At 69.0% G+C, this 15,128-nt stretch carries 11 protein-coding genes; 10 read left to right on the forward strand and 1 reads right to left on the reverse strand.

Annotated elements, in window-relative coordinates:
- Positions 1–2 precede the first annotated feature (2 nt).
- The 8 genes from AC1RLW_RS10655 to AC1RLW_RS10690 all read left to right on the forward strand — a co-directional run bounded on the left by AC1RLW_RS10655 (position 3) and on the right by AC1RLW_RS10690 (position 10,973).
- Positions 3–272, forward strand: a complete 270-nt coding sequence (locus AC1RLW_RS10655; RefSeq protein WP_143599160.1) for a hypothetical protein — start codon at positions 3–5, stop codon at positions 270–272.
- A gap of 31 nt (positions 273–303) precedes the next feature.
- Positions 304–1,986 carry a type I secretion system permease/ATPase gene (locus AC1RLW_RS10660; RefSeq protein ID WP_095950015.1) on the forward strand — a complete coding sequence of 561 codons (1,683 nt, stop codon included), beginning with the start codon at positions 304–306 and terminating at the stop codon, positions 1,984–1,986.
- Between the two features lie 36 nt (positions 1,987–2,022).
- Positions 2,023–3,360, forward strand: a complete 1,338-nt coding sequence (locus AC1RLW_RS10665) for an HlyD family type I secretion periplasmic adaptor subunit (protein ID WP_095744454.1) — start codon at positions 2,023–2,025, stop codon at positions 3,358–3,360.
- Positions 3,361–3,394: 34 nt separating this feature from the next.
- Complete coding sequence (locus tag AC1RLW_RS10670; RefSeq protein WP_493192995.1) at positions 3,395–5,179, forward strand: multicopper oxidase domain-containing protein; 1,785 nt, start codon at positions 3,395–3,397, stop codon at positions 5,177–5,179.
- Between the two features lie 29 nt (positions 5,180–5,208).
- The gene (locus AC1RLW_RS10675) at positions 5,209–5,862 is read left to right on the forward strand and encodes an SCO family protein (protein WP_492738436.1); all 654 of its coding nucleotides are present in this window, start codon (positions 5,209–5,211) and stop codon (positions 5,860–5,862) included.
- An 86-nt stretch (positions 5,863–5,948) separates the two neighbouring features.
- Positions 5,949–7,310: a TolC family outer membrane protein gene (locus AC1RLW_RS10680; protein WP_493192996.1), complete on the forward strand. Its 1,362-nt coding sequence runs from the start codon at positions 5,949–5,951 to the stop codon at positions 7,308–7,310.
- Between the two features lie 78 nt (positions 7,311–7,388).
- The gene (locus AC1RLW_RS10685; RefSeq protein ID WP_493192997.1) at positions 7,389–8,045 is read left to right on the forward strand and encodes a winged helix-turn-helix domain-containing protein; all 657 of its coding nucleotides are present in this window, start codon (positions 7,389–7,391) and stop codon (positions 8,043–8,045) included.
- A gap of 216 nt (positions 8,046–8,261) precedes the next feature.
- Positions 8,262–10,973 (forward strand): FAD-dependent oxidoreductase, encoded by a 2,712-nt coding sequence (locus AC1RLW_RS10690; protein WP_493192998.1) that lies wholly within the window; start codon positions 8,262–8,264, stop codon positions 10,971–10,973.
- Between the two features lie 103 nt (positions 10,974–11,076).
- Here AC1RLW_RS10690 and AC1RLW_RS10695 read toward each other — a convergent pair whose 3' ends face one another.
- Complete coding sequence (locus AC1RLW_RS10695; protein WP_492694894.1) at positions 11,077–12,087, reverse strand: AraC family transcriptional regulator; 1,011 nt, start codon at positions 12,085–12,087, stop codon at positions 11,077–11,079.
- Positions 12,088–12,311: 224 nt separating this feature from the next.
- Between AC1RLW_RS10695 and AC1RLW_RS10700 the strand changes: the two genes are divergently transcribed.
- Both AC1RLW_RS10700 and AC1RLW_RS10705 read left to right on the forward strand, forming a co-directional pair.
- The gene (locus AC1RLW_RS10700; RefSeq protein ID WP_492694893.1) at positions 12,312–13,883 is read left to right on the forward strand and encodes a long-chain-fatty-acid--CoA ligase; all 1,572 of its coding nucleotides are present in this window, start codon (positions 12,312–12,314) and stop codon (positions 13,881–13,883) included.
- A gap of 43 nt (positions 13,884–13,926) precedes the next feature.
- Complete coding sequence (locus AC1RLW_RS10705) at positions 13,927–15,111, forward strand: lipid-transfer protein (RefSeq protein ID WP_493192999.1); 1,185 nt, start codon at positions 13,927–13,929, stop codon at positions 15,109–15,111.
- Positions 15,112–15,128 lie beyond the last annotated feature (17 nt).

A 15,128-nucleotide genomic window follows, 5' to 3' on the forward strand; every position in this document is an offset into this window, starting at 1 on the left:
ACATGGACGAGAAAAACAACGCAAGCCCGCAGCAGGCCCCTCGTTCCATCTCCGACCCGCGCGAGGTGGCGACGTTGATCATGTCGCGCATCGGCATGGTCAACGCGAAGAAGGACGAGCTGAGCGTCGCCATCCAGGGCCTGTGCGACGCGACCCAACAACTGTCGCGCGCCTACTCGGCGCAGATGGTGACCATCGACCGGCTGGTGCGGCGGGTGAAGTCGCTGGAAGCCGCGGCGCAGGCCGCGGCCCAGGACCCGCAGGTCAACTGAGCAACGCCCCACAGAACCACAGGAGATGCACATGAAAACCCTGTGGATGGAACTGCGACCGCTGCTGCTGTACATCGCGGCGTTCTCCTTCTTCATCAACCTGCTGTTCCTGGTGCCCGCGTTCTTCACCCTGCAGGTGTTCGACCGGGTCATCTCGACCAGCAGCCATGAAACGCTGCTGGTGCTGCTCGCCGGGACCGGCGTGGCGCTGTTCATCCTGCTGCTGCTGGACTACCTGCGAACCCGGCTGCAGAACGTGGTGGGCATCATGGTGGACGAGCGACTCTCCCCACCGGTGGTGAACGCCATCGTGGAGCGCGCCGCACGCGCCCCGAGCGGCGTGAGGACAGAAGGAATCCGCGACGTGGCCGCGCTTCGCGCCGTGTTTTCCGCCAATGGCCTGATCGCGGTGTTCGATGCGCCCTGGGTGTTCGTGTACGTGTTCGTGATCTGGATGTTCCACCCCGCGCTCGGCGTGGGCGCTGCGTTCTCCGCGCTCCTCATGCTCGGCCTGGCCTGGCTCAACGACCGCATCAGCCGCCGGTCGCTCGAAACCCTGCAGAACGAAGGGCGACGCGCCGCGCAATACGTCGAGAGTTCCTTGCGCAACGCCGAAGTGCTGCAGGCCCTGGGAATGACACAGCGCCTGCTGGTGCGCTGGCGGGCGCTGCAGGACCAGATCGCGACCATGCAGACCAGCGCCAGCCGCAGCACCGTGGCGTTCACCGCCGGGACCAAGGCCGCGCGCCAGGCCATCCAGATTCTCATGCTGGCCCTGGGCGCATACCTGGTGCTGAGCCAGCAGGCCTCCGCCGGCGTGATGATCGCCACCAGCATCCTGCTGGGCCGCGCGGTGCAGCCGGTGGAGCAGCTCGTGGGCAGCTGGCGCACGCTGATCGAGGCGCGGGCGGCCTACGGGCGCCTGCAGGAACTGTCGAAGGACTTCGAGCGCACCGAGCCGCATGTCGCCATGCCGCGCCCCGAAGGACGCCTGAGCGCGGAGAACATCTCGTACCGCGCGGCCGGCTCGGAGACCCTGGTGCTCTCGAACATCGTCTTCGCGCTGGCGCCGGGCGAGGCCCTGGCCATCGTCGGCCCGAGCGCGGCCGGCAAGTCGACCCTCGCGCGCGTGCTCACGGGCGTGTGGCGCCCCAGCAGCGGCAAGGTCCGCCTCGACGGTGCCGACGTGTCGTACTGGCCGCGCGAAGAGCTGGGCCCCTACATCGGCTACGTGCCCCAGGACGTCGAGCTCTTCGACGGCAGCGTGGCGGACAACATCGCGCGCCTGGACAAGGTGGACTCCGAAGCGGTGGTTGCCGCCGCCGTGCGCGCCAATGCGCACGACATGATCCTGACCCTCCCGAAAGGCTACGACACGCCGGTGGGCGAACACGGCTCGCGGTTGTCTCCGGGCCAGCGCCAGCGCATCGCGCTCGCCCGTGCGCTGTACGGCAACCCGCAGCTGGTGATCCTGGACGAGCCGAACTCCAACCTCGACGGCGCAGGAGAAGTCGCACTCGCCCAGGCGATGAGCGGCCTGCGCCAAGCGGGCGTGACCTCGGTCGTCGTCACCCACCGCCCGTCGCTGATCGCCCACGTCGACAAGATCCTGGTGCTCGCCGCAGGCCGCATCCAGCAGTTCGGCCCGGCGAGCGAGGTGATGCGCGACATGCAGCGCCAGGCCCAGGCGATCGTGGACCAGAAGGCCGCCTGAGCGCCGCGCCGCCGTTGCGAACAAGGACCCCGCACCATGAGCACCGCCACACTCCCGATGCCTCCCGTTGCCGCCCCACGCAGCAGCCGGGAGCACGCACGACGCCTCGCGCGAAGCGGATGCTGGGTCATCCTCGGCGCGATCCTGCCCCTGGGCCTGTGGATGGGCCTCGCCCCGCTCTCGATGGCGGTGGTGGCCCCCGCGTTCGTCAAGGTGGACCTCAACCGCCGTCCGGTGCAGCACCTGGAAGGCGGCACCGTGCGCGAAGTCATGGTGCGCGACGGCCAGCATGTGAACGCCGGCGATCCGATCCTGGTCCTGGGCGACGTGCGCGTGGACGCCGACCGCAACCGCCTGAGCTACCGCGTCCATCTGGAGCGCGCCATGCTGGTGCGCCTGGAGGCCGAGCAGGCCGTCGCCAAGACGCTCGCCTTCCCCGAAGACCTGCTGCGCGCGGCCCGGCAGGACGATCGCATCGGCCAGGCCCTGCTCAAGGAGACGGCGCTGTTCCAGGCCCAGCGCCATTCGCTGGACAGCGCGGCCTCGCTCATGAGAACGCAGCGCGATCGCGTGCAGCAGGAAATCGTCGCCGTGCACGCGCAGATCGCGCAGGCGCAGAACTCGCTCGTCCTGCAGCGGCAGGACCTGGAGGCCAACCGCGGCCTGATCCAGGAAGGCTTCATTTCGTCGAGCCGGATTTCCCAGCTCGAATCGGTGGTGATGGAGTACGCGGCCAAGCTCGAAGAGCGGCGCACGGAACTGGCGCGCGCCGCCCAGCGCCTGGTGGAGATCGACCTGAAGATCCAGTCGATCCGCAACGACTACGTGAAGGCCGCGAGCGACCAGCTCAAGGCCACCACCCAGCGCCTGGGCGAGATCGAGCAGGAGCAGCGCAAGTCGAACGACGCGGCGCAGCGGCAGGTCGTCGTGGCCCCGGCCAGCGGCGAAGTGATCGACCTGAAGTTCACCTCGCCCGGCGCGGTGGTCGGGCCCGGAGAAGCAATCGCGGACATCGTGCCCAGCGACGCCCAGTTGATGATCGAAGCGCGCATCCGTCCGGAAGACATCAGCAACGTGCACCTCAACCAGCGCGCGCGGGTGAAGTTCACCGCCTTCAAGTACCGCAACACCTCGATGGTCACGGGCAAGGTGACCTATGTCGCCGGCGACCGGTTGATCGAGCGCCAGACCAACCTGCCCTACTACAGCGTGATGATCCTGGCCGACGCCGAGTCGCTCAGGGCCATCGGCGACTTCAAGCTCCAGGCGGGCATGCCCGCCGAGGTCTACATCGCGGGCGTCTCGCAGACCGCGCTGCAGTACGTCATCGAGCCCATCACCTCCACCATCCGCCGATCGGGACGGCAGATGTAGCGGGGCTGTTCTCTGTCAACGAGGGGAATACATCATGCGCAAGGATTCCAACCACCACGACCCCGTGACGCCTGTCGCCCACAGCAAGAGACGCACGTTCCTGAAGGCCTCGCTGGCAGCCACGGCCGCTCCCCTGGTCCTGACACCGGGCAAGACCCGCGCACAACCCACGCCCCTGCCGCCCAGCCCGCCGACGACACCGTGGGTCGAGGACCTGCCCAACCAGGTCACGCCGCTCACACCGCTGGCCACGCTGACCCCGGCCCCGACCCTCAACGCGAACATCGCAGGCGGCGAGTGCGGGCGTGCGCCGCACCAGCGCTACGCGGAACTGACCGTGCCCGGCAAGGCCGGCACGCCGCTGCTGTACCAGCTGACGGCCAAGGAGAACCCGGCCTGGCTGTTCAACGGCAACAACCCCTACTACCCCCCGCAGCCCATCTGGGGCTACGAAGGCAACACGCCGGGGGTGACCACGCCGGGCCCCACGATCCACGCGCGCTACGGGCAGTCGGTCATCTGCCGCATCCGCAACCAGCTGCCGCAGAACCACACGGGATTCGGCTCGCCCGAGATCAGCACGCACCTGCACAACATGCACACGCCGTCGGAGAGCGACGGCTTCGCGAGCGACTTCTACAGCGCCGTCCAGGGCGGCGTGACGCTGACCGCGCCGGGGACCTTCAACGATCACTTCTACCCCAACCTCTACGCCGGCTTCGACGAATTCGGCGGCCTCGGCGATTCGCGCGAAGCCCTGGGCTCGCTCTTCTATCACGACCACACGGAAGGCGTGACCGCACCGAACGTGCTCAAGGGCATGTTCGGGCGCTACATGGTCTTCGACACGCTCGACACCGGCGACGAGACCACGGGGCTGCGGTTGCCCAGCGGCGCGTACGACTACCCCCTGAGCTTCTCGGACAAGCGGTTCGACTCGGGCGGCCGGCTGACCTTCGACGAGCTCAACCCCGAGGGCGTGCTGGGCGACAAGATCGTGGTCAACGGCAAGATCGAGCCGGTGCTGCGCGTCGCACGCCGCAAGTACCGGCTGCGGCTGCTGAACGTCGGGCCGTCGCGCTTCTACGAGTTCGTGCTGCAGAACACGGGCGGCACCATCGTGTACCCGTACACCCAGATCGCCAGCGACGGCAACCTGCTGCCGGCACCGATCGTGAACCAGCTGAGGGTGCGGATCGCCCCGGCCGAGCGCGCGGACATCGTGGTGGACTTCTCGCGATTCCCGCTGAACACCACGCTGTACCTCGTCAACCAGCTCACGCAGGTCGATACCCGCCGGCCCGGCCCGGTGCAGTCGCCGGGCACGCGCGTGCTCAAGTTCATCGTCGATCGCCAGCCCCCGACGCCCGACCTGAGCGTGGTGCCGAGCGTGCTGCGCCCGCTGCGCGACCTGCCCAGTGCCAGCGAACTCGCGGCCCTGCCGGTTCGCACCTGGGTGTTCCAGCGCAACAGCGGCATGTGGAACGTCAACGGGCTGTTCTTCGATTCGCTCACGGCCAGAGCCAGGGTCACCAGGGGCACCGCCGAGATCTGGGAGTTCATCAATCCCGACAACGGCTGGCAGCACCCGATCCACGTGCACTTCGAAGAAGGACGGATTCTCAGCAAGAGCGTCAACGGCGTGAGCCTGACCATTCCCGTGAACGAGCGCGGACGCAAGGACGTCTTCGTCGTCGGCGAGCTCATGACCGTGAGGGTGCTCGTGCGCTTCCGCGATTTCTCGGGCAAGTACCTGATGCACTGCCACAACCTCACCCACGAGGACCACGCAATGATGGTTCGCTTCGACATCGTGTGAAGAACGCCGATGACTTTCAGGAGATTCTCATGAACCACCGCAGACACTTGATCGCCGGACTGGGCGTCGCGTCCTTGTACGCGTTCGGCCTGCCCGCCTCCGCCGAGGCGCCGGCAACGGCTGCACGCCCGGGGCGTCGCATGCCGAACGTCGAACTGAAGACCCACACCGGGGCGAAGGTGAACTTCTACGACGACCTGGTCCGGGGAAAGATCGTCGCCATCAACATGATGTACGCGGACTGCGAAGGCATCTGTCCGCTCATGACCAACAACCTCCTGCGCGTGCAGGAGCGCCTGGCCTCTCGGGTGGGCCGGGACATCTTCATGTACTCGATCACCATCCGCCCGGAGATCGACACCGTGGAGCACCTGGCCGACTACGCCGAGATGCACAGCGTGAACCCGGGCTGGCTTTTCCTGACCGGGAGCCGGAGCAATATCGACCTCGTGCGCTTCGCCCTGGGCTTCTACGACCCGGACCCGAAGGTCGACAAGGAGATCAATCGCCACACCGGCATGGTGCGCATCGGCAACGACGTCTACGACCGCTGGTCGATGGCGCCGGCGCTGGCGGCGCCCGAGCAGATCGTGGCCGCCATCCTGCATGTCGATCGCAGCCCGGCCGCGGTTCGCCGCGCGGGTGGCGCCATCTTGCAGGCCGCCCCTCGGAGCACGGTCTGAACCAGCGCCTGCGCCGACCCCCACCCGGTGGACAGGGCTCACGGGTCCCCGCCACCGGGAAGCGTCTCGTCCCGGCGTGGGGCGCCGTGCTCGCAGCGAGCTTCGCGTGGCCCGTCCATGGCCAGAGCCTGGTCGAGATCTACACGTCGGCGCGCGGCTACGACGCCACCTACCAGGGCGCGCGGGCCCAGTACGAGGCCACGCTGGCGCGGGCGGCGCAGTCCAAGGCCGGCATCCTGCCCACCGTCGGCCTCTCGGCCGGCGCCTCGCACACCCGGCAGGACCTCTCGACGGAAGGCAGTGCGACGACGCGCGGGTTCAACACCCAGAGCGTCGGCATCAACGCCACGCAGCCGCTGTACCGCCCCGCCAACTGGGCCGCCTACGAGCAGGGCCAGCGGCAGGCCGAGGTGGCGCAGATGGTGCTCACCATCGCCGAGCAGGACCTCATCGTGCGCGTGAGCCAGGCCTACTTCGACGTGCTCGCCAGCCAGGACAGCCTGGCCCTGGTGCGCGCGCAGAAGGTGGCCGTGGCCGAGCAGCTCGCATCGGCCAAGCGCAACTTCGAAGTCGGCACCACCACCATCACCGACGCGCGCGAAGCGCAGGCCCGCTACGACCTGGTGATCGCGCAGGAGATCGCGGCCGAGAACGACCTGCAGGTGAAGAAGATCGTGCTCGACCAGCTCGTCGGCAGCACCGGCAGCGTGCCCGTGCCGCTGGCGGCGCCCGTGGTGCTGCCTCCGCTCGCGCCCGCCGACATCGAGGTCTGGACCTCGCACGCGGATGCCGGGCACCCTGCGATCCAGCAGGCCCGCCTGGGCCTGGACGTGGCCGGGCTCGAGGTGCAGAAGGCGCAGGCCGGCCACCTGCCCACGCTCGATGCGACCCTGGGCTACAACGTCACGAACAACCCCCAGGGCACCAACACCACGCCGGGCCGCTCGCGGGTCAAGGCCCTCACCGTGGGCGTCTCCCTCAACCTGCCCTTGTTTGCCGGCTACGCGATCGAGAACCGCGTCAGGGAAACGCTGGCGCTCGAAGACCAGTCGCGCTCGCTGCTCGAGGCCACGCGCCGCGGCGTCGCCCAGGCCACCCGCGCCACCTACCTGGGGCTGGTGTCGGCCGCCGGCCAGGTGAAAGCGCTCGAAGCCGCCGAGGTCTCCAGCCAGATCGCGCTGGAGGCCAATCGCATGGGCTACCAGGTGGGCGTGCGCATCAACATCGACGTGCTCAACGCGCAGAGCCAGCTGTTCCAGACCAAGCGCGACCTGGCGGTGGCGCGCTATTCGGTGCTGCTCGGCAATCTCAAGCTGCGGCAGGCCAACGGCACGCTGGTGCCCGAGGACCTGAACGCCATCGATGCCGCGCTTGCAACCCACGGCCGCACCCCGGTCGACAGCGCGGCGCCCGTCTCCGTGTCCAGGAGAACGCCGGCCCGCCAATGACGAGGCATGCCATGGCACGTACCGACAGCACCAGCGACTGCTCGCGGCCATGACGGCGCTGAACATGCAGGTGACGCCATGCGACTGCTTCTGCTTCAGGATCGCGCGCGGGTCGACGACGGCCTGTTCACGCACTTGCGCAAGAACGGGTTCCTGCTCGACAGCGTCGAGCGGCTCGGCGACATCGACGTGCTGGAGAACGAGTCCTACGACGTGCTGCTCGTCAGCTCGCAGTTGCCCGACGGATCGGGACTCGACTGGGTCCGGTTGTTGCGGGTGCAGCACATCACCACCCCGGTCCTGATGCTGATGGTGGGAGCGCCCGGCCCGACCGCGCAGGCCGAGGTCCTCGACGCGGGCGCGGACGACTTCGTGGTGATGCCGTGCCGCCCCGAGCTGGTGGCCGAGCGGGTGCGGGCACTGCGTTGCCGGGCCGCGGGCCTGGCAACGCCGCGCGTGCGGTGCGGCGACGTCGAGTTCGACCTGGGCAGCCGGACGACGGTCCGCTGCGGCATGCCTGTCGCGCTGACCGAGCGGGAATGGAACCTGGTGGAGGCGCTCGCGCTGCGCTTCGATCACACGGTCCCCAAGGCCCAGGTGGAATTGCTGGTGCAGGGGATTCACGGCGCACCGACGAGCAACGCCCTGGAAGTGCACCTGTCCAACGTGCGGCGCAAGCTCGGGCGGCAGATCATCCGCACGATTCGCGGGGTCGGCTACCGCCTGAATACCTGATCCCGTCGTCTTCAGACTCGTAAGCGTGCCGCACACAAGATAGCAACCTTAAGACGTGCGACTGGCCAGAATCGCACCACTCGCAGAGCCCCATCACTCACCGATGGCGCCACCACTGTCGCAGCGTCCCCCCGGGGCATGAATGGCGACACCTTCTCACGCAGGTACCACCGAACCATGTTCAAGCCCTCTCCCGCTCTCGTTTTCGCCAATTTCATGCAGCTGCCGACCATCGTGCCGAAAGCGGTATGGCGCGCGCTGCGCGTGGTGAGCATCGCCTCGGCCCTGGCCCTGGCCGTCATGCTGGCGCTGCGGCCCGCCACCGCGATGCCGCTGTTCTGGGGGCTGATCGTGCCTTCGCTCCCGCTCGTGTTCATGCTGGCACCCGGGCTGTGGCGCAACGTCTGCCCGCTGGCCGCCATCAACCAGATCCCCCGCAGGCTCGGCATCACGCGCGCACTCACGAGCCGCCGCCTGTCGCAGGGCGCGGCATTTCCGATCGGCATCGGTCTGCTGATCTGCGCGGTCGTCGCGCGCAAGCTGCTGTTCAACGGCAACGGCATGGCCACCGCCGGCCTGCTGGCGGCAGCCATGGGGGCGGCGCTCATCGGCGGCCTGCTGTTCAAGGGCAAGAGCGGCTGGTGCAGCAGCATCTGCCCCCTGCTGCCGGTGCAGCGGCTGTACGGCCAGACGCCGTTCATCCGCATCGCCAACACGCACTGCGAACCGTGCGTGGGCTGCGCCAAGAACTGCTACGACCTCAACCCCGGCGCGGCGTACCTGGCCGACCAGTACGACCCGAACCCGGCGTACCGCAACTTCCGCAGCTTCTTCGCGGGCGTCTTTCCGGGCCTGATCCTCGGCTACTACCTCGTGCCTTCGCCCGCCGAGATCGGCCCGGTCTCCACGGTCATGCAGATGCTGGTCTACATGGCCGCCAGCCTGACGCTCTTCAACCTGATCGAATTGCTGGGCAGCAAGACGCGCAACCTGTCGCCGGTGCTCTTCGCGGCGGCCGCGTTCTCGCTGTACTACTGGTTCACCGCCCCGCTGGTCGTCAGCACCTTGAGCAGCCTGAGCGGCATGGCCATCGCCCCCGAAGTCGTCGCCACGCTGCGCGGCCTGACGATCATCGCGAGCCTGACGTGGATCGCGCGGTCGCTGCATGTCGAGCGCCTGTTCCTTCGCCGTGAACTGCGCAAGGGTGTCCGGGACGGCTCCCGGCTGGCGCCGATCGTCATCGAGACGATGCGGCTGCACCGCGGCCCGAACGACGCCGCGCGCAAGGCGCCGGTTGCAGCCCCGCCGGAGAACGAGGCCGCTGCGGCCGCTCCGGCGGATGCGTCCCCGCAGCCTGCCGAACTCTGCATCGACCCCACCGGCACGAAGACCCCCATCCGCAAGGGCCAGACCCTGCTCGAGGCGCTCGAAGACTGCGGCGCCCCCATCAACGCCGGCTGTCGTTCCGGCGTGTGCGGCGCCGACCCGATCGCCGTCGTGGCGGGCGGCGAACGGCTCGCCCCCATCGGCAGCGACGAGCGGGCGACGCTGGCCCGGCTCGGCTGCGCCGACGGCACGCGCCTGGCCTGCATGGCGCGCATCCGCAATGCCGGGCCCATCCGCATCGACCTGAAGCGGGAGGCGACCCCAGCGGCGCGCGAAACACGCAAGCCCGAAGTCGTGCCCTTCGATGCGTCGATCCGCCGCGTCGTGATCGTGGGCAACGGCGTGGCCGGCCTGACCGCGGCCGACCATGTGCGACGTCGCCACCCCGACTGCGAGATCCATCTCATCGGCCGCGAGAACCACAACGCCTACAACCGGATGGCCATTGCCAAGCTGATCAGCATGCCGACGGGTGTCCAGGGCCTGCACCTGCTCCCCGAGCAGTGGTATGCCGAGCACCGTGTCACCGCGTGGCTCAACACGCATGTGTCGGGCGTCGACACGCAGCGTCGCGAGCTCACGCTGGCGACCCGCGAGACGCTGGGCTACGACAGGCTCATCCTGTGCTCGGGCAGTTCGGCGTGGGTCCCGCCGCTCGACGGCTACGGCATCGAGGGCAGCTTTGTCCTGCGCGATGCCGACGACGCGATGGCGATCCGCGACTACATGCAGCGCTTCCACGGCACCTGCGCGGTCGTGCTGGGCGCCGGCTTGCTCGGCCTGGAAGCCGCGCAGGCGCTGGCGCAGCTCGGGGCGCAGGTCCAGGTGCTGTCGAACAGCGGCCAGATCCTGGACCGGCAGATCGACACCCCGGCCAGTGCCTTGCTGGAAGCGCACCTGGCAACCCAGGGCATCCATGTCATGACCGGTGCCGACGCCGCGCGGCTGGAGCCGGGCAGCGAGGGCCGCGTGGCGCGGCTCGTGCTGAAGGACGGACGCCAGCTTCCCGCCGACGTGGTCGTGGTGTGCACCGGCGTGCGCGCCAACGTCGACATCGCGCAGTCGGCCGGCCTGGCGCTCGGCCGCGGCATCATCGTCGACGCGCAGATGCGCACCAGTGCCGCCCATGTCTATGCCGCGGGCGATGTGGCCGAGTTCGAGGGCCACTCGATCCCCCTGTGGGCCGTGGCGGCCGAGCAGGGAGAGATCGCGGCCGTCAATGCGCTGGGCGGCAAGCGCGTCTATCGCGGCCATGTGCCCGTGACCGCGCTGAAGGTCTCGGGCATCGATGTCCGCTCCGCGGGCTCGGTGCACGCCGCGCGGCCCGGCGAATTCGAGTTGACGCAGTCCGAGCCTGCGCAAGGCATCTATCGCAAGCTGGTGGTCGCCGAGGGCCGGCTTGTCGGCGCGGTGCTGGTCGGATCGCCGGACGAGGCGGACGAGGTCATTCCCGCCGTGCGCGAGCACGCGCCGGTCTCCGCGATGACCGCCTTGCTGGAGCGTGGGGACTGGCAGCAGCATTCGGTAGCATTGGCAGCCTAGCCTGTGTGGCGGGTCGCCCGTCCCGGCGGCCGGCTTCATCTCCCAGCCTGGACGGCGGCCGTCGTCGGTGTCGGTGTCGGATGGCTGACATCCGCGACGTCGATCACAAGCCGCCGCTTCGGCGGTAGCTCCCGGGCGCGCTGCCCGTCCAGCACTTGAACGCGCGCTGGAAGGCCGAGCTGTTGGCAAACCCGAGCTCGTCGGCCAGTTCGGCCAATGGCACGGCGCTCGTGCTCAGCCGCTGGATGGCCGTGTCGCGGCGCAGCTCGTCCTTCAGCGCCTGGAACGAGGTGCCCTCCAGCGCCAGCCGCCGCTGCAGCGTGGAGACCGTGACATGCAGCGCGGCGGCCGTCGCCACGAGGTCCGGCCATGCGGGCTGCGCGTGCTGCAGGTGGCTGCGCACGCGCGCGCCGATTCCTTCGTCGGTGCGCCTGGGCACGATCATGTGGGCCTGCGCATCGGCCAGGAAGACATGCAGCGCGGCCTCGTCGCGGCGCACCACGTCCTTCAGGCGTGCCGCGTCGAACCAGAACGCCGACAGCTCGCAGTCGAACCGCTGCGGCGCCGGAAAAATCTTGCCGTAGCCGCCGGCATGCGCGGGCGGCCCGAACGCGAAGTCGAAGCGCACCACGGGCAACTGGCCGCCCACGATCCACGCCATGAGGCGCCACGCGGTGCGCAGCAGCACCTCCTGCAGGAAGACCGTCGGCGTGGCAGCGGGTTCGGTGAAGCGCACCACGACGCCGGCCAGGTCGGCCCGGCACACCAGCTCCAGCACCACGTCGTCCTGCAGCAGGCGAAAGGTGCGCGCCGCACGGCGAAGCGCCACCTGCAGCGTGGGCGCGCCGAGGGCCGAACGCGCGATCAACGCGAAGCTCCCGCGCCGCAACGGGCGGCTCAGCAGCCCGATGAAGTCGTCGTCCAGTCGCTCGGTCAGCACGCGGAACAACCTCGCGTACTGCTGCGTCGTCACGCGCGCGTCCGACTGCCCGAGCAGGCCGGGCGCGATGCCGGCCTCGACCAGGAAAGGCTCGAGCGGCTGGCCGCGCGCACGCACCCCGGACAGGATGCCGTGCACGAAGCTGATGGAAACCGTTTGGGGAGGATGAAGCATCGAAGGCGGGCCGCGTCGCGTGGATGTTGCCGGGCCGACTGTGCACCGGCGCGTGCCTGTCATGCAAGCGCCGCGTGGCCCGATCGCGCGCCGCGCAGATTGCGATGTTCTGCCATCCGAACAACGCAAAACGGCATCGTGCCGAGGGCGATCGGTTCCTAACATGGGCCACGCAGGCCAGGGTCTGCGAAACCCAGACCAAGAACCAAACGAGAGACAACGCCATGTACATGACCCAGTCGCTGCACCGCGCCCTGCAGCAGAGTCCCGACAAGGTGGCCGTGCGTTTTGCCGGCCGCACACGCACCTTCCGCGCGTTCGTGGAGCGCGTCGCCCGCCTCGCGGGCGCCCTGCAGCAGCTGGGCATGAAGCCGGGCGACCGCGTGGCGATGCTGGCGCTCAACTCCGACCGCTACCTCGAATACCAGATGGCCGTGCCCTGGGGCGGCGGCGTGCTCAACCCCTGCAACATCCGCTGGTCGGCCGCCGAGATTCTCTATTCGCTCGAAGACTCGGGCTCGACCCTGCTGCTGGTCGACGAGGCCTTCCGCCCGATGGTCGAGAAGATGCGCGGTGAATCCAGGAGCTTGCGCGAAGTGATCTATTGCAGCAGCGGCGAGCACGACGGCGAGCTGCCGCCCGGCATGCACGGCTACGAGGCGCTCCTGGCCGCGGCCTCGCCCGTTCCCGACGCAGTTCGCCGCGACGAAGACCTGGCCGGCATCTTCTACACCGGCGGCACCACGGGCTTTCCCAAGGGCGTGATGCTCAGCCACGCCAACCTGTGCAGCTCGGCCATGGCGATGCAGGCCGAGGGCCTGGCGCCGAGCGGCGGCAACTACCTGCATGCCGCCCCGATGTTCCACCTGGGCGACATGGGCCTGGCCATGCCGCACTGGCCCGCCGGCAACACGCACACGATCATCCCGATGTTCACGCCGCAGGGCGTGCTCGATGCCATCGAGCGCGACCGCGTGACCAACACGCTGCTGGTGCCCACCATGATCCAGATGCTGGTCGACCACCCCGCGATGAAAGAGCCGCGCGACCTCGCCAGCCTGCAGTGCATCTTCTACGGCGCCTCGCCGATGCAGGAAGCCGTGCTGGAACGCGCGATGGCCGCCCTGCCCCACGTGGACTTCGTTCAGGGCTACGGCATGACCGAGCTGGCGCCGCTGGCCACGATCAACCCGCCCAGCTCGTACACGGCCGAGGGCCACCGCCTGGGGCGGCACCGCTCCGCGGGGCGCGCGAGCATCTGCATGGAAGTGCGCATCGTCGACCCCGCCGGCCTCGAGGTGCCGCGCGGCACGGTGGGCGAAGTCACGGTGCGCGGCCCCAACGTGATGCAGGGCTACTGGGGCAAGCCGGAACAGACGGCCGCCGCCGTGCGCGACGGCTGGATGCACACCGGCGACGGCGCCTGGATGGACGACGGCGGCTACATCTTCGTGGTCGACCGCATCAAGGACATGATCATCAGCGGCGGCGAGAACGTCTACTCGGCCGAGGTCGAGAACGCCGTCACCCAGCACCCCGCCGTCGCAGCCTGCGCGGTGATCGGCATCCCCAGCGACGAATGGGGCGAGAGCGTGCACGCGGTGCTGGTCCTCAAGCCGGGACAGCGCGCCGAAGCCGCGGACATCGTCGCCCACTGCAAGACGCTGATCGCCGGCTACAAGTGCCCGCGCAGCGTGGCCTTCGTCGACACGCTGCCGATGTCGGGCGCCGGCAAGGTGCTCAAGACCCAGCTGCGCGAGCCCTTCTGGCAGGGCCGCCAGCGCAACGTCGCATGAGCGCGTCGCCTTCCCCTTTTTTCTCAACCCTCAGGAAACTCCCATGAGCCGCGATGTCTTCGTCACCGGGGTCGGCATGATCCCCTTCACCAAACCGGGTGCCAGCGCGCCCTACCAGGCCATGGCCGCCGACGCCACGCGCCGTGCGCTGGCCGATGCCGGCATCGGCTACGAGCTGGTGCAGCAGGCCTACGTCGGCTACGTGTACGCCGACTCGACCGCCGGCCAGAGCGCGCTGTATGAAGTGGGCATGACCGGCATCCCCGTGGTCAACGTCAACAACAACTGCTCCACGGGCTCGACCGCGTTGTTTCTCGCGCGCCAGGCCGTGGCCAGTGGCGCGGCCGACTGCGTGCTGGCGCTCGGCTTCGAACAGATGAGCCCCGGCGCGCTGGGCTCGGCGTTCAGCGACAAGCCCAGCCCCTTCGCGCGCTTCGACAAGGCCACCGATGAACTTGTCAGCGGAATCGACATTCCTCTGGCGCTGCGCTACTTCGGTGGAGCCGGCCTGGCGCACATGCAGCAGTACGGCACGCAGCTGTCGACCTTCGCGAAGATCCGCGCCAAGGCCAGCCGCCATGCCGCCAACAACCCGGTCGCGCTGTTCCGCAACGTCGTCACCGAAGACGAAGTGCTGGCCACGCCCGTCATGTGGCCCGGCGTGATGACGCGGCTGATGGCTTGCCCGCCCACCTGCGGCGCGGCGGCCGCCATCGTCTGCTCGGAGGCGTTCGCGCAACGCCACGGACTCGATCGCAGCGTGCGCATCAAGGCCCAGGCCATGACCACCGACCGGCCCATCACTTTCGAAGCGCGCGACATGCGCGAGGTGGTCGGCTTCAGCATGGCGCAGGAGGCTGCGCAGAAGGTGTACGAGGCCGCAGGCGTCGGCCCGCAGGACATCGACGTGGTCGAGCTGCACGACTGCTTCGCGCACAACGAACTCATCAGCTACGAAGCGCTCGGCCTGTGCCCCGTCGGCGGTGCGGAAAAGTTCGTGGTCGATGGCGACAACACCTACGGCGGCAAGGTCGTCACCAACCCCTCGGGCGGCCTGCTGTCGAAGGGCCACCCGCTGGGCGCCACAGGGCTCGCGCAATGCACGGAACTGGTCCAGCAGCTGCGCGGCACCGCCGACAAGCGCCAGGTGGAAGGTGCGCGGCTCGCGCTGCAGCACAACCTGGGCCTCGGTGGCGCCTGCGTGGTCACGCTCTACGAACGCATCTGAACCCCACGGCAACCCAA

The sequence above is a fragment of the Variovorax sp. GW822-FHT04A09 genome (genome assembly GCF_058801005.1).

Bases quoted from the DNA above. Each gene is read 5' to 3' on its own strand.
- AC1RLW_RS10690 (WP_493192998.1), top strand. From the start codon at position 8,262: ATGCAGCTGCCGACCATCGTGCCGAAAGCGGTATGGCGCGCGCTGCGC.
- AC1RLW_RS10700 (WP_492694893.1), top strand. From the start codon at position 12,312: ATGTACATGACCCAGTCGCTGCACCGCGCCCTGCAGCAGAGTCCCGAC.
- AC1RLW_RS10675 (WP_492738436.1), top strand. From the start codon at position 5,209: ATGAACCACCGCAGACACTTGATCGCCGGACTGGGCGTCGCGTCCTTG.
- AC1RLW_RS10660 (WP_095950015.1), top strand. From the start codon at position 304: ATGAAAACCCTGTGGATGGAACTGCGACCGCTGCTGCTGTACATCGCG.
- AC1RLW_RS10665 (WP_095744454.1), top strand. From the start codon at position 2,023: ATGAGCACCGCCACACTCCCGATGCCTCCCGTTGCCGCCCCACGCAGC.
- AC1RLW_RS10705 (WP_493192999.1), top strand. From the start codon at position 13,927: ATGAGCCGCGATGTCTTCGTCACCGGGGTCGGCATGATCCCCTTCACC.
- AC1RLW_RS10685 (WP_493192997.1), top strand. From the start codon at position 7,389: ATGCGACTGCTTCTGCTTCAGGATCGCGCGCGGGTCGACGACGGCCTG.
- AC1RLW_RS10695 (WP_492694894.1), bottom strand. From the start codon at position 12,087: ATGCTTCATCCTCCCCAAACGGTTTCCATCAGCTTCGTGCACGGCATC.
- AC1RLW_RS10670 (WP_493192995.1), top strand. From the start codon at position 3,395: ATGCGCAAGGATTCCAACCACCACGACCCCGTGACGCCTGTCGCCCAC.
- AC1RLW_RS10655 (WP_143599160.1), top strand. From the start codon at position 3: ATGGACGAGAAAAACAACGCAAGCCCGCAGCAGGCCCCTCGTTCCATC.